Genomic DNA, 19,836 nt, shown 5'->3' on the forward strand with positions numbered 1-19,836 from the left:
CTCTCATGCAACAGGTAACTATTTATCATAACCCACGCTGCTCCAAAAGCCGTGAAACGTTAGCGCTCATTGAAGAACAGGGTATTAAGCCACAGATTATTTTCTATCTAGAGACACCCCCAACTGTAGAGCAATTATCTGCTTTATTAGAACAACTTGGTTTTAATGATGCTCGCCAGTTGATGCGGACTAAAGAAGATTTATACCAGGAGTTAAATCTGGCTGATGAACAACTCACTCAGAATGATTTACTGAAAATAATGGTAGCAAATCCTAAACTGATTGAACGCCCGATTGTTGTCTGTGGCAATAAAGCCAGACTTGGACGCCCGCCGGAACAAGTAAAAGAAATTCTTGGCTGAATCAAGTGAATGTGATGATGGTGAAATCACCATCATCTTTACAGGTGCAAGATATCCTTCACAAACGGAATCGTCAGCTTACGCTGAGCAACTATCGAAGCATGATCTAACTGGTTCAATGTCATAAACAAGGTTCGCATTTCTCTGTCCAATCTTTTCAGTAAGAAACGCCCCACATCTTCCGGCAATTCAAAACCACGTAACTTTGCACGCAATTGCAAAGCCTGTAATTTCTCATCATCGGAAAGCGGTTGTAATTTATAAATTTGTCCCCAATCCAGACGGGAAGCCAAATCAGGTAGCATAAGATCAATCTGGCGAGGTGGGCGATCTCCACTGATCAACAAACAAGTGCGCCCAATTTCTAGGATACGATTATAAAGATTAAAAATCGCCATTTCCCACTCTTCATCACCCGCAATACATTCAATATTATCAATACAAACTAGTGATAAGTGTTCCATGCCATCAAGTACTTCAGGGATAAAATAGGCACGTTTATCCAGAGGAACATAACCCACAGCTTCATCTTTTAGAGATAATTCAGCGCATGCGGCATGCAATAAATGGCTTCGCCCCCCACTTTCGCGGGACCAGAAATAAATATAGCTGCCATGCTGCTGATTAATGGCCAATTTGATTGCAGCTAACAGGGTAGCGTTTTCCCCCGGGAAAAAACTGGCAAAAGTTTCGTCATCGGGAAGATATAAAGGTAATGAAAGCTGCGATGGTGTGTTCAGAAGCACCTCAAACAGAGCGGGTAACAAGCACAAATAAGTTTATCATAGAAAATAGTTGTAAATGAACTGTATAGGTAAATAATAAAAAAACAATTTTTAGGATTCAACAAGTTAAATTCGTTTCAGATGCAGCATCTTCTAATGCAGCACAACATTTCACTACAAATAGCTCATATACAGAACAATCTGCAAATGTCTGTGAAGTATCTTGAATGCTAAGAATGACAAAAAACAGGGACAGTTTAAGCTTTGCGCGCGATACTCTTCAAAAAAACTAGGCAATAGGTTGTCCCGTTCCCGCAAAATCAGTGTAGTTACCCTTCATCTTTCAAGTTGCTGCTTTGTTGGCTGCTTTCACTCACCCCAGTCACAGAGTTATCTATGCTCCCGGGGATTCGTTCACTTGCCGCCGCGCTGCAACTCGAAATCTATTGGGTATATAACAACACCCCATATAACTTGACACTTTCATTTCATATGCATACAGACAAAGATCACATCCCCTCCCTATTCCTCAACATACTCTTATCAATATGCGAACAAAATCGCATCAAATTTAACATAAGTTGCTAGTCTTATAAAAAGTACAAGTGTTCCCATTAGAAACGAGGCTAAGTTATGAAAAAAATCCTATTGTGTTGTGCTGCCGGCATGTCCACCAGCATGTTGGTACAACGTATGCGAGCAGAAGTAACAAAAAGAGGATTGGACATTGAGATTAAAGCTGTTCCCACTGCTGAATTAAAACACCTGATAGCCGACACTGACGTTGTTTTACTTGGCCCACAGGTAAGATACCAACTGACCCACTTTTCCGCTATCGCCAAACCACTCGGTAAGCCAATAGACGTTATTGACATGATGGATTATGGCGCGCTTCGCGGTGACAAAGTTCTCGATAAGGCATTAAGTCTGTTGGAATAAGCTATTTCATCATCATGTGGAGTAACCCCCATGAATCTTTACGCATCTTTCATGCGTGTTTTAGAACACTACATTATCCCGTTTGCCGGGAAAATCGGTAATCAGCGACATATTATTGCAATGCGTGATGGCTTCATCTCAGCCATGCCATTTTTGATCATCGGCAGCATGATGCTGATTATGGCAAACCCACCATTCGATTCACAAACTTCATCCTCATTCGGCCAAGTTTGGTTATCCTTTGCTAAAACGCACTGGGATACCATCACTATGCCTTATTTTATGACGATGGGATTAATGAGTATTTTTGTCTCAGCTGGTACTGCCTACAGCTTAGCTAAATCCTACGGTTTGGACGGGTTAACTTCTGCTTTACTCTCTCTAATGGCATTTTTGCTAGCCGCAGCCCCACAGATAGAAAACAAAATAGCCCTCGACTTCCTCGGTGGCACGGGTGTATTTACCTCATTAATTTGCGCTATCTGGTCAGTTGAACTGACGCGCTTATTAAAAAAATATAACATCACCATCCGAATGCCGACACAAGTACCACCAGCAATTGCCCGTTCTTTCGAACTTTTGTACCCAGTCATAGGTATCCTGTTAACCGTTTATCCTGCTAGCTTGCTATTGCAGAGTGAATTCAATCTACTTATTCCCGCTGCTATAATGCAAATGTTCCAACCCCTTATTTCCGTCAGCGATACTCTGCCCGCCATTATGCTGACACTATTCATTGCTAACCTACTGTGGTTTGCTGGTATTCATGGCGCCAATATCGTTACTGGCCTGATGACACCTATTTTTATTGCCAATCTTGCTACCAATGCAACATTAACGGCGCAAGGTATTGCGCCAACACAAATTCTTACTGATCCTTACTGGTCATTTTATGTATGTATTGGCGGTTCTGGTTCTACACTAGTTCTGGCTATTCTTTATCTGCGTAGCCGTTCTATGCACTTACGTACAATCGGAAAACTGAGTGTAGTTCCAGTCATGTTCAATATTAACGAACCTTTGTTATTTGGTTCACCGATTGTTATGAATCCAGCCCTATTTATTCCGCTATTGGTTGTACCATTAGTCAATGCAGTATTGTCCTACAGCGCTCTGCATCTTGACTTTGTACATAAAATGGTCGCCATCTCGCCCTGGACCACTCCGGCCCCCCTTGGTGCAATGATTTCTGCCGCCTGGGATTACCGCTCGGCAGTACTGGTTATCATATTAATAATAATCGATCTATTCATCTGGTATCCCTTCTTCAAAATTTATGAAAAGCAATTAGTCAATGAAGAAAGTAAACAACAAGAAAACACGGAATCCATCGAGGTAAAAACTCGCTCTCAACCATAATCGGAGGATTCACACATGGATTTGGAACAAACTATCGTAGAACTGCTAGTTCATGCCGGGAGCGCACGCAGTCATGCTCTGATGGCATTACAGCATGCCAGAAATGGTAATTTCCAAGCCGCACAAACAATGATGGATGAATCCCAACAGGCAATCAAAGAAGCACATACCATTCAAACAACCTTGATCGGACAAGATGAAGGCTGCGGTAAATTGCCTGTCAATCTCATCACCATCCATGCGCAAGATCATTTAATGAACGCGATGGTTATTCAAGATCTTGCCAGCGACATGATTGAACTTTACCGCCGAATGTCGTTACAGGAGGAAAATACATGAAACAGATCAAAATAGCCGTTATTGGCGGTGGTAGTAGCTACACACCTGAATTAGTCGAAGGGCTTATTCAGCGCCACAAAAGTATTCCGCTATCCGAATTGGCGTTAGTTGACATTGACAGCGGAAAACAGAAAGTAGAAATCATCGCTGCACTTACCCGCCGAATGTTAGCCCGTCATGGCCTGGATCACGTTATCGTCAGCGTACATTTCACATTAGATAATGCAATTCGCGGTGCCAGTTTTATTTTGACTCAATTACGTGTTGGCCAACTTCCGGCACGCGCGGCAGATGAACGTCTGGGGTTAAAATATGGCTTGATCGGCCAGGAAACTACCGGCGTAGGTGGATTCGCCAAAGCATTACGCACCATTCCCGTTTTGCTGGATATCGCCCACCGAGTTGAGCAACTTGCACCAGAAGCATGGGTTATTAACTTTACCAATCCAGCTGGGATCGTTACCGAAGCAATTTCCCGTTATAGCAAGGTAAAAGTTATTGGCCTATGTAATGTCCCGGTCACCATGCATCACATGATAGCCAATATGCTGCAACGTCCCTACCAAGATGTACAGCTACACTTTGCGGGACTTAATCACATGGTCTGGGTACATCAGGTGTTGGTTTCAGGGCGAGATGAAACTCAGCGGGTGCTTGATATGCTATGCAATGGTGCAGCTTTAACCATGAATAATATTAAAGAAGCACCTTGGCCCCCACCACTACTTAAGGCATTAGGCGCAATCCCTTGCCCTTATCATCGCTACTTCTACCAAACCCGCAATATGTTACAGGAAGAGCGAGAAGCCGCCGCCAAACAAGGCACACGGGCCGAACAGGTCATGCAAGTAGAGCGGGAACTATTTAAACTGTATTCTGATCCAGAACTTAACCACAAACCAGAACAACTTAGTTTCCGTGGTGGTTCATTCTACTCTGAGGTTGCTCTGGATCTGATTTGCGCCATTCATAATAACCTCAACAGCCAATTAGTGGTCAATACGGCTAACCACGGTACTATTCGAGGTCTGCCGGATGATGCGGTCATTGAAACCAACTGTATTATTAATGCGGAAGGCGCTCACCCACTCACGTTTGGTCGCCTGTCCGACAGTATGTATTCTTTGACACAACAAATAAAAACCTACGAGCGTTTAACGATTAAAGCAGCAGTTCATGGTGATCGTGACGCTGCACTATTAGCACTGATCACCAACCCACTGGTTGCCGATACAGACATTGCTTCACCACTACTGGATGATGTATTGGCGATCAATCGTGATTATTTGCCACAATTTCAATGAACAATCTGAGTCTGATTCATTAATTTGAAATCAAAATAGGCATAAAATTAAAGCGATATCCGTTACTTCTGATTAACAGATATCGCTAACTGACTTTTATAACCTCTTTTTTTTGCGGCACCGCACGCATTTATCTTTAATACTAAGTTTGAACAAGAGATTCTGTATTATACTGCGCTGAAATCAACTAATTGAAGAATACTAAAAATAACAGTTTCAACACATTGAAATTTTGAGAAATTCTATGCCTTTTAAAATAGAAAATTTGGGATATGGCGAAGCACATATCTCAGATTTTAAGGTGTCTGGCGTGGAATATACCTTGATTATAATGGAAATTATCTCAAAGGGAGATTCCTCTGTCGTTTTACCTGAAAATTACAGACTCGACCTAAGTCGCTTTTTTGAGGTTTCATTTGATGCAAAAAACAATTTAGACAGTAATACACTATTTGCGAGATACCCCACAAATAACCACGATCAAATGACAGGGATTATGCATAAAGTTGAAAGGCTGATTAATGAGCACTATAATGCGGTTAGTCCTAGTGGATACGTTTTGCTAGCCGCAGATGAACGACTCAACAAGGTTTATAAACGATATATTCATCGATTTGTGACACAAAATAGCTTTACCATGACAGATAAGTTAGGCCCAAACGGGAGGGGTTATGTCATCCATACATAATAAACAAGCTGAGAAAGAGCTCGAAAAAGCTATAAATAAAAAGGCTGAACGCATGAGTGCTGCTTACAACGCCCTAAAAAAATCTGAAAAAGAGGGGACTGTTCAGTATCTTAATGAAAAACAAAACTGGTACGTAGTTCGATAAACATTCACAAGGGAGATTTTTGCTCCCTTTTCTATTTCATAACCAACAAACCTAATGCCTTAGATAATTATTTCCTTTTATACCCGTTATTTTTCAAGTTGCCTCTTTGTTGGCTGCACTCACTCACCCCGGTCACAGAGTTATCTATGCTCCTGGGGATTCGCTCCCTTGCCGTCGCGAAGCATCTTGGAATCCATAGGGTATATATTTGTTTTATTAATCTCTTGGATTAATTCATAACCTAACCTGTTCAATTAATTATATTATTAAGATAAAAATTAATTTAAATCACTTAAAATAACCAGTAAAACATATTCTTTCACTGGTTATTTAAAACTCTCTTAACGATTGTATATAAAGAAGAAAGCGACGTTATTTATCTCGCTTAACAGATTCAACGGAAGATTCAATATATTGCGCTTCTGGACGAATAATACTAACCAAGCGGAAAATCAGGCTCATACCAATCCCTACAATGGTTGCCAGCGCCATACCTTTAAGTTCAGCAACACCAATATTAATTTTCGCTCCACTGACGCCAATAATAAGAATAACGGAAGTCAGGATCAGATTTTGTGCTTTATTATAATCCACCTTGGAATCAATCAGCACACGAATACCTGATGCACCAATAACCCCATAAAGCAACAGCGAGACACCACCCATTACCGGAACCGGTATAGCCTGAATTGCTGCCGCCAGTTTACCAACGCAGGAGAGTAAAATCGCCAGTACCGCAGCGCCACCAATAACCCAAGTGCTATAAACCTTGGTAATTGCCATGACGCCAATATTCTCACCATAAGTCGTATTCGGCGTTGAGCCAAAGAAACCAGAAATCACGGTTGAAAAACCATTTGCAAACATAGAACGATGCAATCCTGGTTCTTTTAACAAATCTTTCTTCACAATATTAGCTGTTACAACTAAATGACCCACATGTTCTGCTATAACAACCAGTGCCGCAGGCAAAATCGTCATAATAGCGAACCATTCAAAACGCGGCACGTAGAAAGTGGGCAATGCAAACCACGGTGCTTCACGTACTGGCGTCAGATCGACTTCCCCCATCAAAAAAGCCAGTGCATAACCCACCAATACCCCAATCAGAATTGGGATGATAGCCAGGAATCCCCGGAACATAACCGAACCAAGAATAGTAACTGCCAATGTGACCAGAGAGATTGTCAACGTTGTTAGATTAACATCAGCACCTTCCGCTGGACGCAGACCCGCCATCTCAGCCGCAACCCCTGCAAGCTCCAAACCGATAACAGCAACAATGGCCCCCATTGCCGCAGGTGGAAACAGCACATTAATCCAGCTCCGCCCTGCTACTTTCACAATCAGCGAAACCAAACAAAACAACACACCGCATACAATAAAACCACCCAGAGCCAATTCATATCCCAATGGCAACAGCAATAAGACCGGCGAAATAAAGGCGAAACTTGATCCCAAGTAAGCCGGAATTTTTCCCTTACAGATAACCAAATACAATAACGTACCAATACCGTTAAATAGCAGGATCGTCGCCGGGTTGACTTTAAACAGAATCGGCACCAATACCGTCGCCCCAAACATAGCAAAAAGATGCTGTAAGCTCAGCGGAATGGTCTGTAAAAATGGAGGCCGTTCATCTACCCCAATAGTGCGACGGGTCATTTATTTATCCTCTTTAAATGCATCACGAGCCAAAAAAAAGCCGACTCAAAAGTCGGCTATCTAACTTATTATTTCGTACCAAATATTTTATCGCCAGCATCTCCCAAACCGGGAACAATGTAACCTTGTTCATTGAGTCTCTCATCGATAGAAGCGGTATACAGTTCTATATCTGGGTGAACTTTTTCTAGCGCAGCAATACCTTCAGGTGCGGCAACCAGCACCAAAACTTTAATCGACTGACAGCCTGCTTTTTTCAGTAAATCGATAGTTGCAATCATGGAACCACCCGTTGCCAACATTGGGTCAACCACGAGTGCCATACGTTCATCAATATTGGAAGCAAGTTTTTGAAAATAAGGGACAGGTTCTAATGTTTCTTCATTGCGGTAAACACCTACAACACTGATCCGGGCACTTGGGACATTCTCTAATACCCCATCCATCATCCCCAGCCCAGCGCGCAGAATAGGCACAACTGTTATTTTTTTACCTTTAATCTGTTCAACTGCTACCGGGCCACACCAGCCATCAATAGTGACTTTTTCCGTTTCTAAATCAGCAGTTGCTTCATAAGTCAGAAGGCTTCCAACTTCCGCAGCCAGTTCACGAAAGCGTTTGGTGCTGATATCATTCGCTCGCATCAGGCCGAGTTTATGTTTAACAAGTGGGTGTTTCACCTCAACGATCTTCATGGACCTTCTCCTACTGTATATCATGTCACCGGCAGACAAAAAAACCGCGAGATTATACCCTCTTTTAAGCATAACACCACTATCAATCTGTTGATTTTAATCAAACATAAACTCCTTATTACTTTTCACTCTGATATTTAAGATCCTGAACAAGGGCCTCGCAAACGTTTGCTTAGACTGATAGAATTGCTAATACTCTATCTTAATTTATCAAATGCAACCGCCTGGGGACTTCGCAGTGACCAACAAAACCTCTCTTAGCTATAAAGATGCCGGTGTAGATATTGATGCTGGTAATGCCTTAGTAGACCGTATTAAAGGTGTTGTAAAACAGACCCGTCGTCCAGAAGTCATGGGCGGTTTAGGTGGGTTTGGTGCTTTATGTGCATTACCACAAAAATACCGTGAACCCATTCTAGTTTCCGGTACCGACGGTGTTGGTACCAAGTTACGTCTGGCAATGGATCTCAAACGTCATGACACTATCGGCATTGATTTAGTTGCAATGTGCGTTAATGACCTGGTTGTCCAAGGTGCAGAACCTCTGTTCTTCCTTGATTATTATGCAACTGGGAAGCTGGATGTTGATACAGCAGCCAGTGTTATCACCGGTATCGCAGAAGGTTGTAAATTATCTGGCTGTGCTCTGGTGGGCGGTGAAACCGCAGAAATGCCAGGAATGTATCATGGTGAAGATTACGATGTTGCTGGCTTCTGTGTTGGTGTCGTTGAAAAATCAGAAATCATTGACGGCAGCAAGGTTCAGGCGGGTGATGCTCTGATCGCTCTAGCCGCCAGTGGTCCACACTCAAACGGCTATTCTCTGATACGCAAAATTCTGTCAGTCAGTAATACAAACCCAGAAGCAACAGAGCTTGAAGGCAAACCACTGGCAGATCACCTACTTGCCCCAACAAAAATTTATGTTAAATCCGTTTTATCCCTGATTGAAAAAGTTGACGTTCACGCTATTGCTCACCTGACGGGGGGTGGTTTCTGGGAAAATATCCCGCGTGTCTTGCCTGAAAATACCCAAGCACAGATTAATGAATCCAGCTGGCAATGGCCTGCAATATTTCACTGGCTACAACAAACCGGTAACGTCAGCCGTCATGAAATGTATCGTACATTCAACTGTGGTGTCGGCATGGTGATTGCACTACCACAAACAGTAGCGGAACATGCTGTTGAATTGCTCAATGCGGCTGGTGAAAAAGCCTGGCAAATCGGTACAATTGCTACACTGAAAGCAGGTGAACAACAGGTTGTTATTAAATGAAAAACATCGTTGTATTAATCTCTGGCAACGGCAGCAATCTCCAGGCGGTGATTGATGCCTGTCAGCTGAATAAAATCGGTGGGCAGATTTGTGCAGTATTTAGTAATAACGCAGACGCTTACGGCTTGTTGCGAGCTACACAAGCAGATATTCCAGCCCATACCATCAGCCCTGAAAACTATGCAGATCGTCGAGCTTACGATGAAGCATTAAAACACGCCATTGATCAATATCAACCAGATTTAGTTGTTCTCGCGGGTTATATGCGTATTCTGACGTCTGACTTTGTTCAGCACTATCTTGGTCGCCTACTGAATATCCATCCTTCTTTGTTGCCCAAATATCCCGGCCTGCATACTCACCGCAAAGCAATAGAAAATGGTGACACAGAGCACGGAACTTCGGTTCATTTTGTAACAGAAGAGTTGGATGGCGGTCCAGTTATCCTGCAAGCCAAAGTCCCTATTTTCGCAGATGATCTGGAAGAAGACATTATTAAGCGGGTTCAAACTCAGGAGCACAATATCTATCCATTAGTGATCAACTGGTTTGTCGAAGGACGTCTGAGTATGCTCAATGGCAAGGCGTATTTAGATGGGAATTCTCTTCCCCCACAAGGTTACGCTACAGAATAATCTATTTACTAACCGCTAATTACAGTGCTGTGGTAAGATACCCAGCACTGCAAACTATATTAATAATACCCTTTTACTAAAAACACCGAGGTGTCAAATGTCTGGTGGCTCTCATATTCCACCTGTCAGGTTACGTCCACTTGAGCGGGAAGATTTACCTTTCATCCATCAATTAGATAACAACGCCAGCGTAATGCGTTACTGGTTCGAAGAACCTTATGAAGCTTTTGTTGAGTTAAGCGATCTCTATGACAAACATATTCACGACCAAAACGAACGCCGGTTTATTATCGAGAGTTCTGATTCTAAAGTTGGATTGGTCGAACTCGTCGAAATCGACTATATCCATCGCCGAGCAGAATTTCAGATCATTATCGCTCCAGCATCTCAAGGTCAGGGACATGCAACTAAAGCGGCAAAACTCGCGATGGAATACGCATTTTCCGTCCTCAATCTGTATAAACTCTACCTGATTGTTGATAAAGAGAATGCCAAAGCTATTTATATCTATAATAAGCTGGGTTTCTGTATTGAAGGCGAATTAATAGATGAATTCTTTATTAATGGCTGTTACCGCACGGCAATTCGCATGTGTATTTTCCAACATCAATATTTTGCATCTAAGGCGGGTGACAAAGCCTAAGCCAGCAATTATGACCGAAATTTTAGCGACTGGCAGCGACCAAATTTCAATACTTTTACTTTAACATCTGGAGTAACAATGTCCCAAGACAAGCTCTATACCGAGAAAGAACTTAGTTGGTTATCATTCAACGAACGTGTGCTTCAGGAAGCGGCGGATAAGAGCAATCCATTAATTGAAAGGATGCGGTTCTTGGGTATTTACTCTAATAATTTGGATGAATTCTACAAAGTCCGGTTTGCTGATGTTAAACGACGAATCCTGATTAATGAAGAACGGGGCTCTGCCAGCAGCGCCCGGCACGTACTGAAAAAGATTCAAGCCAAAGTAGCCAAAACCGATCAAGAATTTGATGTGCTCTATAATGAATTATTGTTAGAAATGGCCCGCAATCAAATTTTCCTGATCAATGAACGACAAATTTCACCTAATCAGCAAATCTGGTTAAGGCAATATTTCCGTCAACATCTGCGGCCACATATCACTCCTATCCTGATCAATCCGGAAACAAATCTGGTTGAATTCTTGAAAGATGATTACACCTATTTGGCGATCGAAATTATACGTGGCCAAAATATTCAATATGCATTACTGGAGCTGCCATCAGATAAAGTTCCCCGTTTCGTTAATTTACCGCCTGAAATGCCACGCCGCCGCAAATCAATGATCTTGCTGGACAATATTCTACGCTACTGTCTTGATGAAATTTTCAAAGGCTTCTTCGATTATGATTCACTGAATGCCTATTCCATGAAAATGACCCGCGACTCTGAATATGATTTGGCAACAGAGATGGAATCCAGTTTACTTGAATTGATGTCATCTACATTGAAACAACGATTAACTGCGGAACCGGTAAGGTTCGTTTACCAAAGGGAAATGCCAGATGAAATGGTGGAATTACTGCGTAACAAACTTGGCTTATCAAATGATGACTCCGTAATTGCTGGTGGACGCTATCACAATTTTAAAGATTTCATTAAGTTTCCCAATGAGGGAAAGAAAAACTTACTGAATAAACCACTACCGAGATTACGGCACATCTGGTTTGATAATTTCCGCAATGGTTTTGATGCCATCCGTGAACAGGATGTTCTACTCTATTATCCCTATCATACCTTTGAACATGTGCTGGAATTATTACGCCAGGCTTCTTTCGACCCAAGCGTGCTTTCCATCAAAATCAATATTTATCGGGTGGCAAAAGATTCTCGCATTATTGATTCAATGATTCATGCTGCCCATAACGGTAAAAAAGTTACCGTTGTTGTTGAACTGCAAGCGCGGTTTGATGAAGAGGCCAATATTCACTGGGCTAAACGACTAACCGAAGCGGGAGTACATGTTATCTTCTCCGCACCGGGGCTCAAGATTCACGCAAAACTATTTTTTATTTCCCGCCTGGAAGGCGAAGAAATTGTTCGTTATGCCCATATCGGCACTGGTAACTTTAATGAAAAAACAGCTCGTCTCTATACAGACTATTCCCTGCTAACAGCAAATCCGAAAATTACCAACGAAGTACGCCGGGTATTCAACTTCATTGAAAACCCCTATCGTCCGGTTAAATTTGAAAATCTGATGGTTTCGCCACAAAATTCTCGTGCAATGCTCAACCAACTTATTTCACAAGAAATAAAAAATGCCAGAGCGGCTAAACCTGCGGGAATTACGTTAAAGATTAATAACCTTGTTGATAAAGAGTTAGTAGATCGTCTATACGACGCCTCAGAAGCGGGTGTAAAAATACGCCTACTGATACGCGGTATGTGTTCACTCGTGCCCAATCAGCCGGGATTTAGCGAAAACATTCAAATTACCAGCATTGTTGACCGCTTCCTTGAACATGATCGAGTTTATGTATTTACCAATAATGGAGACGAAAAAGTCTTTCTCTCCTCTGCCGACTGGATGACCCGTAATATCGACTACCGGATTGAGGTTGCCGTCTGTCTGCTTGATCCACAGTTGAAACAACGTGTATTAGATATTCTTGAATTGCAATTCAATGATACGGTGAAAGCCCGTTATGTCGATAAAGAATTGAGCAACCGTTATGTGCTACGTGGCAATAAACGGAAGATCCGCGCGCAAATGGCTATTTATGATTACATAAAATCCCTCGAACAACCCGAAGCAAGAGTTTAATTTATGCCGCTAATACACGATAAGTCCACGCCCAGACCAATGGAAATTGCCGCTATCGATTTGGGTTCAAACAGTTTCCATATGGTCATTGCACGAATTGTTAACGGTGCCTTACAAATTCTTGGCCGTTTAAAACAACGTGTTTACCTTGCTTACGGTCTTAATCATAAAAATGAATTAAGCGAAGAAGCAATGGAACGCGGTCTGGCCTGTCTTGCGTTGTTTGCTGAACGGTTACAAGGCTTTCCGGCGGACAACGTCTGTCTGGTAGGGACCCACAGCTTACGTGAAGCCAGTAACGCAAAGGAGTTTATCAAACGGGCAAAAGAAGTTATCCCCTACCCGATTGAAATTATTTCCGGCCATGAAGAAGCCCGTCTGATCTATATGGGAGTGGAACATACCCAACCAGAACAAGATCGTAAGCTGGTGATTGATATTGGTGGTGGTTCCACCGAATTAGTGATCGGTGAAAATTTTAACCCTTTATTGGTTGAAAGTCGCCGAATGGGATGCATCAGTTTTGCTCACCAATTTTTTCCTGACGAAGACATTAGTGCAGAAAGATTCAGCAGAGCACGACTTGAAGCAGCCCAAAAACTGGAAAATCTCTCATGGCAATACCGAATTACAGGCTGGAATTCGGCACTTGGGGCATCCGGAACAATCAAAGCGGTTTATGAAGTACTAGTCGCAATGGGAGAAAAAGACGGATTAATCACACCAGAACGACTAGAAATGCTAGTCAAAGAAGTTCTTAAATTCAAAAAACTTAAAACCCTTAATCTGCCCGAATTATCCGATGATCGTAAACACGTTTTTATTCCTGGTCTGGCTATCTTATGCGGTGTATTCGATGCCTTGCATATAAAAGAATTACAGCTATCAGATGGCGCTTTACGCGAAGGTGTTTTATATGAAATGGAAGGTCGCTTTCGCCATCAGGATATTCGCCGGAGAACCGCCAAAAGCCTGGCTGAACACTATAATATTGATAGAGAACAGGCAAAGCGTGTACTTGACACTACCGAAGTGCTTTATAAACAGTGGGCAACCCAAAACTCAAAATTAGTGCAACCTCAACTCGAAGCTATTTTACATTGGGCGGCAATGTTACATGAAGTTGGACTAAACATTAACTTAAGCGGATTACAGCGGCATTCTGCTTATATTCTCCAACATACTAATTTACCTGGCTTTAATCAGGAACAACAATTGCTGCTGGCGACACTGGTTCGCTATCATCGCAAAACAATAAAACTGGATGATTTACCAAAATTCAACTTATTTAAGAAAAAACAATATTTGCCATTAATTCAAATCCTACGCTTGGCTACTTTACTTAACAATCAGCGCCAATCCACAACAACTCCTACATCACTCAGACTGGCAACTGATGATAGTCATTGGACACTCTATCTACCTCACAATTATTTATCGGAAAATACCCTGATGCAACTTGATTTAGAAAAAGAGCAGGACTATTGGCACCATGTTACTGGTTGGCAACTGGAAATAGAAGAAGAATCAGCATAGCAGCCTAAATTTATGAAGAAAAAGAAACGATCTCAAATTACCAAACTAATTTTACTTATCAGTTTTCTAATTTTATTCGGTCGTTTTACTTATTCATCTATTGCGGCATTGGATCATCATCAGAAAAATAAACAGACTACACCAGAGAAAATCGGAAATCATCAAATGAAATAAAAGCACAGGAAAACATATTCTTACATAAAACATTTAAGGGAAAAATATTAGAATGTATCATTGAAAAACCAATAATAACACCAGATAGTAACAGCATAAATAACACTATCATTGACTATATCAAATCCAATCTACCAAATAAAATTGTTAATAATTCCAATCCTGTTTGGCTGAAAAATAAAATCTTGCAATATTTATTACTACATTATTTATCCTGTTAACAACTCAGTCATCTGATAATTACAATATACCCGTCATCTTTCAAGTTGCCTCTTTGTTGGCTGTACTCACTCACCCCGGTCACAGAGTTATCTATGCTCCCGGGGACTCGCTCCCTTGCCGTCGCGATGCATCTTGAAATCCATAGGGTATATATTAATCTTCATTCTCATCTTTTAAAATTAAGATTCAATATTATTCTCCAGTGAACAGTAATCAATGATTTTAACCTTTTTATTCTTTGATATAATTATCCCTTTTTCATTTAAGCTCTTAATAGCTCGATTTAATTGCCTAACTGAAACACCTAAAACAGATGCTAAATTTTCTCTTTTTTCTAATGAAAATAAAGATCCATTTTTTTTCGAATTATAGTAAAGAAATCTCTTTAATTTTTCTTCAACATTAAGAAACACCCCAGTTTGAAATAAAGAAGACTCAAAAAGTTTATTACTGAGTTGGTTACATACAAACTCAAGAAAACAAGGATCATTTAATCCAAAAATTTTCACTGCTGCCAATGGAATTGACAAAAGCACTGAATGTTCTTGAGCAGAGATAGTATTAATGAAGCTATTTTTTCGGGCATGAAAAAGCTCTAAATCTCCTACAAGAAAAAGGGGAGTGGCAAATGTAAAAACAAAGAATTTTCCATCAACATTACAAAATTCAACCTTTAATTTACCATCAACCAGAATATATAGATGAGTGAACTTTGACGACTGGTACGTAAGATAAGCATTTTTTTCAATTTCCACAATATCTAATTCTTTAATAAGTTCTGGTAAAAAAATACTATTAAGGTGATACTTGCTAATATAATTTTTCACTTTATCCCGACACATACTTATTCCCGCCCCTTTTAAACCACCCCATGACTGAGTATAGTCTACTATTCACGGTATCTCATTCTTTTCTCAATTTCACTGTAACGCCATTTTCTAGAAATTGATAATGTTTTTTGATAAAACTTGCCATATTCAACAGAAAATAAACAGAATTTAATTTTTCATTACTACAATCTAATTATCTCTCTTTCTAATTTATTTTTAAGCTCTTTACTACAAAAAGATGAGTGTAATGTATTCAAATTTACTTCAATAAAATCACTATACCCTTCATCCTTCAAGTTGCTGCTTTGTTGGCTGCTTTCACTCACCCCTGTCACATAGTTATCTATGTTCCTGGGGATTCGTTCACTTGCCGTCGCGCTGCAACTCGAAATCTATTGGGTATATACTGCCAATCAAAATATCGATTAATCTTCAAATATTCTTCACATAAAGTTATATTTGCAACTGTTCTGGTATCCGTATTAATCCCAATATTTACACCAATCCGTTTTAACAAATTAACTGGATGGCTTTCATAGACATCATAAACATCGCAAACAATATTACATGTAGGGCATATTTCTAGATGTATATTCCTTTCTATAATAAGATCAATAACATCTTGATCTTCAATGCTTCTTACACCATGACCTATACGAGAAACATTTAATTTATTAATATACCTGTCATCTTTCAAGTTGCCTCTTTGTTGGCTGCACTCACTCACCCCGGTCACAGAGTTCTCTATGCTCCCGGGGATTCGCTCCCTGGCCGTCGCGATGCATCTTGAAATCCATAGGGTATAGTCTCACTCACACTTTCAGCCCCCTTAGCTTCTCCCGCGTGGGCAATAACATTACCACCATTTTCCAATACTATTCTAAATGCATTCAAATGAGCATTGAGTGGATATTTTGCCTCATCGGCAGCAAGATCGAGAGCAACAACACCATAATTACAGTATTCATTAACAAGATATGCTGTTCTCAAACTTTGATCCTCTGAAAAATGCCGCAATGTACATAATATTAAACTTGCTTCTATACCATATTTAACCGAAGTATTTCTCATTGCCTCGATAACAGTTTCGACAATATCGCGGTCACTTAATCCCAAACGAAGATGAAATAAAGGAGCAAATCTAATTTCAACATAGACTACATTATCTTTTTTTAATTGTATAAAAAGATCTTCGACAGCATCAGCTATTACGTCCTTTTTTTGCAGTAAATCTAATGAAGGACTGATCTTACCCAAAAAATCGCCTAAATCACGACATTTTTCAGGGGCTATATACTTTTTACAAAATGCCCACGGTGTAATATCAGGAACAAGTTTTTTAATAAAATGATAACTCAACCCAGAATCAAGGTGCGTATGTAACTCTACTTTTTTCAGTAAATCAGGATTAAAACTCATCTTTTATCTTCTATACCCGTTATCTTTCAAGTTGCCTCTTTGTTGGCCGCACTCACTCACCCCAGTCACAGAGTTATCTATGCTCCCAGGGATTCGCTCCCTTGCCGTCGCGAAGCATCTTAAAATCCATAGGGTATATATCATTAAAATTATGATAACAATGTAAATAATTTATTCTTAAATACACTATCCTTGATTCTAGTCACCAAAGTCATATTATGAGGATTATTGAGAAGACCGGTTGAGTCAATAACTAAATGCCCATATGAACGCGCACTTTGATATTCAACATAACCATACACCTCTAATTTATCCTCTATCATTTCATTGGGATATAAAGCAACAGCCATAGTTATAGGGTCAGGCAAATCAAACCCTTTTCTATTAGTTCTTCCCGCATTGAATTCAATCAATGTCTTATTACATCTCACTGCAAACCGACCAAGATCACTTAAAGAATTTAATTTATCCATATCAACTTCATTAATAAAAGCGTTTTCCATACCTAACTCCCACCCACAGAATATAAGAGGCAGTCCAGAATTTAATACTATATGTGCGGCTTCAGCATCTACATAAATATTAAATTCAGCTAACGGTGTAATATTCCCAGATTTCAATCCGGCCCCGCCCATAATATAAATCACTTTGACAAATTTATGCAAATCTGGCTCTTTTAAGACTGCCATTGCGATATTCGTCAATGGTCCCAATGTGATTATTTCTATCTCACCAGGAAATTTTTTCACGATATCAATAATTGCATCTACCGCATGTTTGTTTTCCGCTATTAACGGAGATTCTGGTAGATTCATATCACCCATGCCATCATTTCCATGAATGTGATATGAAGTATGGTGCTCTTTAAATAATGGTTTACTCATTCCTTCATATACCGGTGGAATATACGTCCCCGCTTTTTCGATACTGACTAACGCATTTTTCTTACACTGAGCGACAGTACAATTACCTGCGACAATCGTGATACCCTCAATAAAAACTGAAGGCTCCCGTAACGCCATCAACAATGCGATTGCATCATCGGAAGCCGTATCTGTATCAATAATTACATGTCTCATCGCACCTCCTCTTTATAACGTCCCTTACATTAGGTTATAAGTTCCTCTAAAAAAAAGTCATATGACCTTTTTCTAGAATAAAGAAACAAGACGCACAGAGATATATAGCGAATATGTGATCTATTTCACAGCGCATTATCAATAGATAATTTGACGGGATACAATCCTAATAGCCCTATATACCCTTCACCTTTCAAGTTGCTGCTTTGTTGGCTACTTTCACTCACCCCGGTCACAGAGTTATCTATGCTCCCGGGGATTCGCTCCCTTGCCGTCGCGATGCATCTTGAAATCTATTAGGTATATACCCGCTTAACTTGAAGATGCAGGATTCAGAATCTGAAAATTGTCATTAATACGGCGTGACAGACTCCCGGCAAGTTCCGGTAATATTTCCGTAAAAAAGTGATGTATTGCCTGCCTGAACAAGGCCGCCGAGGCGAAGTAACGATTATTTCTGACTTGTTCATTCATCACTTTCCACAGCCTTTCTATCGGGTTCAGATTTGGGCTGTAGGGCGGTAAGTAATGAAGTTCAATATTCATCACATAAGCCCAGTCTTTCACCAACTCACTCCGGTGATAACCGGCTCCGTCAAGGATAATATGAACCTTCTGACTGACCGGATAGGTTTCACGCAGGGCAATGAAGAATTCTGCGATGTGATAACTGTCGATACGATCATATTCGTGTACGACTGTTTTGCTGATATCGGCCAGATTCAGGGCTCCCATCAGGTTCAGACGGGTACGGCTTCCCGTGGTTTTCACTACGGTTTTCTGGCCTTTACGCATCCAGCCATAAGCCAGTTTCGTCCCCTGAGTGGGATGGACGCCATCAATGAACAGGATGGGCTCATTGTCTCCGGCTTCCTGCTTGAGTTTCCCGTAGGTTTCTATAAAGGCCCGCTGCTGTTCCGCGTTGAACTTGTGTGGCACGCCGGTCGGTTTTTTATAACTAAATCCATTGTGGTGCAGCCATTTATTCATGCCGGGAACGGTGTAACTGATATTCCACGCTTCTTTGACAAGGTGGATAACCGCCTGTGTGGTGGGCAGAAGATTCGCGGTCAGATAAGCGATAAGTTCCTTCGTCTGTGTTTCGCTGAGGTGGCTCTGAGAGCCGCCATTGTCGGGCTTGAGTTTGCGGTGATTAAGGTAATCGCTGATATGACGATTAACGGTCATTTCATGCAGGCGCAGGGCCTGAGCGATCATGACAGAGCTCCAGCCCTCAGAGGCCAGCAGGACCGCTTTGATACGATCACACTCCCGCTTATCACGGCAGGTGTGATGAAGGTGTTCAAGTTCGGCTTTTTGTTCGTCGGTAATGAATATTTTCATGACGGATACCCTGAACCTCATTTGGGCGAAAATCAAGCAGTTTCAATGAGCACGGGTATATACATAAAATAATGAAAAAAATTATTAACATAAACAATTAAAGTTTTTCATTAAATTTATCTCTCTCAAACCATACTGAAGCATCATCTAAAAATGATGTCTATTTCCATCCTTTCTACTTTATCTGTGTTTTATAATTGACCTGAATCTTTATAAAAAAATAAATATATGCTCTAATCATTGCGAAAAAATTAAAGCGACAAAATATCATTTACATAATTTTTGGAGCCGTCTCGAAAAAAATGA

General features: G+C 40.8%; 21 protein-coding genes. 12 read left to right on the top strand and 9 right to left on the bottom strand.

The window, feature by feature from the left end:
• Nucleotides 1-5 precede the first annotated feature (5 nt).
• The gene (arsC, locus tag BDD30_RS02510) at nt 6-362 is read left to right on the top strand and encodes an arsenate reductase (glutaredoxin) (RefSeq protein WP_015833930.1); all 357 of its coding nucleotides are present in this window, start codon (nt 6-8) and stop codon (nt 360-362) included.
• Between the two features lie 38 nt (nt 363-400).
• Here the strand turns inward: arsC and hda are convergent, their stop codons facing one another.
• Complete coding sequence (gene hda / locus BDD30_RS02515) at nt 401-1,108, bottom strand: DnaA inactivator Hda (protein ID WP_036769868.1); 708 nt, start codon at nt 1,106-1,108, stop codon at nt 401-403.
• A 612-nt stretch (nt 1,109-1,720) separates the two neighbouring features.
• Here hda and BDD30_RS02520 point away from each other — a divergent pair.
• From BDD30_RS02520 to BDD30_RS23385, 6 genes are all read left to right on the top strand, one after another.
• The gene (locus BDD30_RS02520) at nt 1,721-2,026 is read left to right on the top strand and encodes a PTS sugar transporter subunit IIB (RefSeq protein WP_015833928.1); all 306 of its coding nucleotides are present in this window, start codon (nt 1,721-1,723) and stop codon (nt 2,024-2,026) included.
• A gap of 30 nt (nt 2,027-2,056) precedes the next feature.
• On the top strand, nt 2,057-3,385 hold the full coding sequence (locus tag BDD30_RS02525) for a PTS sugar transporter subunit IIC (protein ID WP_015833927.1): 1,329 nt from the start codon (nt 2,057-2,059) through the stop codon (nt 3,383-3,385).
• A 15-nt stretch (nt 3,386-3,400) separates the two neighbouring features.
• Nucleotides 3,401-3,724: a PTS lactose/cellobiose transporter subunit IIA gene (locus tag BDD30_RS02530; protein ID WP_015833926.1), complete on the top strand. Its 324-nt coding sequence runs from the start codon at nt 3,401-3,403 to the stop codon at nt 3,722-3,724.
• A complete protein-coding gene (locus BDD30_RS02535) occupies nt 3,721-5,028 on the top strand; it encodes a 6-phospho-beta-glucosidase (protein WP_015833925.1) in 1,308 nt (435 codons plus the stop codon). Before BDD30_RS02530 ends, BDD30_RS02535 begins: the two co-directional genes overlap by 4 nt.
• A 244-nt stretch (nt 5,029-5,272) precedes the next feature.
• On the top strand, nt 5,273-5,716 hold the full coding sequence (locus BDD30_RS02540) for a hypothetical protein (RefSeq protein WP_041381782.1): 444 nt from the start codon (nt 5,273-5,275) through the stop codon (nt 5,714-5,716).
• On the top strand, nt 5,700-5,861 hold the full coding sequence (locus BDD30_RS23385) for a hypothetical protein (protein WP_158307059.1): 162 nt from the start codon (nt 5,700-5,702) through the stop codon (nt 5,859-5,861). Before BDD30_RS02540 ends, BDD30_RS23385 begins: the two co-directional genes overlap by 17 nt.
• Before the next feature lie 372 nt (nt 5,862-6,233).
• Here the strand turns inward: BDD30_RS23385 and uraA are convergent, their stop codons facing one another.
• Both uraA and upp read right to left on the bottom strand, forming a co-directional pair.
• Complete coding sequence (gene uraA / locus BDD30_RS02545; RefSeq protein WP_015833922.1) at nt 6,234-7,526, bottom strand: uracil permease; 1,293 nt, start codon at nt 7,524-7,526, stop codon at nt 6,234-6,236.
• Nucleotides 7,527-7,594: 68 nt separating this feature from the next.
• Complete coding sequence (upp, locus tag BDD30_RS02550) at nt 7,595-8,221, bottom strand: uracil phosphoribosyltransferase (RefSeq protein ID WP_015833921.1); 627 nt, start codon at nt 8,219-8,221, stop codon at nt 7,595-7,597.
• A gap of 238 nt (nt 8,222-8,459) precedes the next feature.
• Between upp and purM the strand changes: the two genes are divergently transcribed.
• The 5 genes from purM to ppx all read left to right on the top strand — a co-directional run bounded on the left by purM (nt 8,460) and on the right by ppx (nt 14,462).
• Nucleotides 8,460-9,500 (top strand): phosphoribosylformylglycinamidine cyclo-ligase, encoded by a 1,041-nt coding sequence (gene purM, locus BDD30_RS02555; protein WP_015833920.1) that lies wholly within the window; start codon nt 8,460-8,462, stop codon nt 9,498-9,500.
• Nucleotides 9,497-10,135 carry a phosphoribosylglycinamide formyltransferase gene (gene purN / locus BDD30_RS02560; RefSeq protein ID WP_015833919.1) on the top strand — a complete coding sequence of 213 codons (639 nt, stop codon included), beginning with the start codon at nt 9,497-9,499 and terminating at the stop codon, nt 10,133-10,135. The genes purM and purN overlap by 4 nt, the downstream gene beginning before the upstream one ends.
• Before the next feature lie 97 nt (nt 10,136-10,232).
• A complete protein-coding gene (gene speG / locus BDD30_RS02565) occupies nt 10,233-10,778 on the top strand; it encodes a spermidine N1-acetyltransferase (protein WP_041381780.1) in 546 nt (181 codons plus the stop codon).
• 78 nt (nt 10,779-10,856) lie between these two features.
• Nucleotides 10,857-12,926, top strand: coding sequence for a polyphosphate kinase 1 (ppk1, locus tag BDD30_RS02570; RefSeq protein ID WP_015833917.1), 2,070 nt, complete (start codon nt 10,857-10,859; stop codon nt 12,924-12,926).
• A gap of 3 nt (nt 12,927-12,929) precedes the next feature.
• Nucleotides 12,930-14,462: an exopolyphosphatase gene (gene ppx, locus BDD30_RS02575; RefSeq protein WP_015833916.1), complete on the top strand. Its 1,533-nt coding sequence runs from the start codon at nt 12,930-12,932 to the stop codon at nt 14,460-14,462.
• 575 nt (nt 14,463-15,037) lie between these two features.
• On the opposite strand, the gene BDD30_RS02585 is transcribed toward ppx, so the two are convergent.
• The 6 genes from BDD30_RS02585 to BDD30_RS02610 form a co-directional block, all read right to left on the bottom strand.
• The gene (locus BDD30_RS02585; protein WP_015833914.1) at nt 15,038-15,685 is read right to left on the bottom strand and encodes a Crp/Fnr family transcriptional regulator; all 648 of its coding nucleotides are present in this window, start codon (nt 15,683-15,685) and stop codon (nt 15,038-15,040) included.
• Between the two features lie 185 nt (nt 15,686-15,870).
• A complete protein-coding gene (locus BDD30_RS23390) occupies nt 15,871-16,023 on the bottom strand; it encodes a hypothetical protein (protein WP_015833913.1) in 153 nt (50 codons plus the stop codon).
• A gap of 8 nt (nt 16,024-16,031) precedes the next feature.
• The gene (locus BDD30_RS02590) at nt 16,032-16,424 is read right to left on the bottom strand and encodes an amidohydrolase family protein (RefSeq protein ID WP_015833912.1); all 393 of its coding nucleotides are present in this window, start codon (nt 16,422-16,424) and stop codon (nt 16,032-16,034) included.
• An 8-nt stretch (nt 16,425-16,432) separates the two neighbouring features.
• Nucleotides 16,433-17,107, bottom strand: coding sequence for an amidohydrolase family protein (locus BDD30_RS02595; RefSeq protein WP_015833911.1), 675 nt, complete (start codon nt 17,105-17,107; stop codon nt 16,433-16,435).
• Nucleotides 17,108-17,256: 149 nt separating this feature from the next.
• On the bottom strand, nt 17,257-18,186 hold the full coding sequence (locus tag BDD30_RS02605) for a nucleoside hydrolase (RefSeq protein ID WP_015833910.1): 930 nt from the start codon (nt 18,184-18,186) through the stop codon (nt 17,257-17,259).
• Nucleotides 18,187-18,498: 312 nt separating this feature from the next.
• Nucleotides 18,499-19,530, bottom strand: coding sequence for an IS630 family transposase (locus BDD30_RS02610; protein WP_041381472.1), 1,032 nt, complete (start codon nt 19,528-19,530; stop codon nt 18,499-18,501).
• Nucleotides 19,531-19,836: the final 306 nt, after the last annotated feature.

The organism is Photorhabdus asymbiotica (assembly GCF_003634575.1).
GTDB classification, from domain to species: domain Bacteria; phylum Pseudomonadota; class Gammaproteobacteria; order Enterobacterales; family Enterobacteriaceae; genus Photorhabdus; species Photorhabdus asymbiotica.

What these genes read in the sequence shown, in the direction of transcription:
- arsC (WP_015833930.1), top strand. Translation starts at nt 6, where the DNA reads ATGCAACAGGTAACTATTTATCATAACCCACGCTGCTCCAAAAGCCGT.
- BDD30_RS02520 (WP_015833928.1), top strand. Translation starts at nt 1,721, where the DNA reads ATGAAAAAAATCCTATTGTGTTGTGCTGCCGGCATGTCCACCAGCATG.
- BDD30_RS02525 (WP_015833927.1), top strand. Translation starts at nt 2,057, where the DNA reads ATGAATCTTTACGCATCTTTCATGCGTGTTTTAGAACACTACATTATC.
- BDD30_RS02530 (WP_015833926.1), top strand. Translation starts at nt 3,401, where the DNA reads ATGGATTTGGAACAAACTATCGTAGAACTGCTAGTTCATGCCGGGAGC.
- BDD30_RS02535 (WP_015833925.1), top strand. Translation starts at nt 3,721, where the DNA reads ATGAAACAGATCAAAATAGCCGTTATTGGCGGTGGTAGTAGCTACACA.
- BDD30_RS02540 (WP_041381782.1), top strand. Translation starts at nt 5,273, where the DNA reads ATGCCTTTTAAAATAGAAAATTTGGGATATGGCGAAGCACATATCTCA.
- BDD30_RS23385 (WP_158307059.1), top strand. Translation starts at nt 5,700, where the DNA reads ATGTCATCCATACATAATAAACAAGCTGAGAAAGAGCTCGAAAAAGCT.
- uraA (WP_015833922.1), bottom strand. Translation starts at nt 7,526, where the DNA reads ATGACCCGTCGCACTATTGGGGTAGATGAACGGCCTCCATTTTTACAG.
- upp (WP_015833921.1), bottom strand. Translation starts at nt 8,221, where the DNA reads ATGAAGATCGTTGAGGTGAAACACCCACTTGTTAAACATAAACTCGGC.
- purN (WP_015833919.1), top strand. Translation starts at nt 9,497, where the DNA reads ATGAAAAACATCGTTGTATTAATCTCTGGCAACGGCAGCAATCTCCAG.
- speG (WP_041381780.1), top strand. Translation starts at nt 10,233, where the DNA reads ATGTCTGGTGGCTCTCATATTCCACCTGTCAGGTTACGTCCACTTGAG.
- ppk1 (WP_015833917.1), top strand. Translation starts at nt 10,857, where the DNA reads ATGTCCCAAGACAAGCTCTATACCGAGAAAGAACTTAGTTGGTTATCA.
- ppx (WP_015833916.1), top strand. Translation starts at nt 12,930, where the DNA reads ATGCCGCTAATACACGATAAGTCCACGCCCAGACCAATGGAAATTGCC.
- BDD30_RS02595 (WP_015833911.1), bottom strand. Translation starts at nt 17,107, where the DNA reads ATGAGTTTTAATCCTGATTTACTGAAAAAAGTAGAGTTACATACGCAC.
- BDD30_RS02605 (WP_015833910.1), bottom strand. Translation starts at nt 18,186, where the DNA reads ATGAGACATGTAATTATTGATACAGATACGGCTTCCGATGATGCAATC.
- BDD30_RS02610 (WP_041381472.1), bottom strand. Translation starts at nt 19,530, where the DNA reads ATGAAAATATTCATTACCGACGAACAAAAAGCCGAACTTGAACACCTT.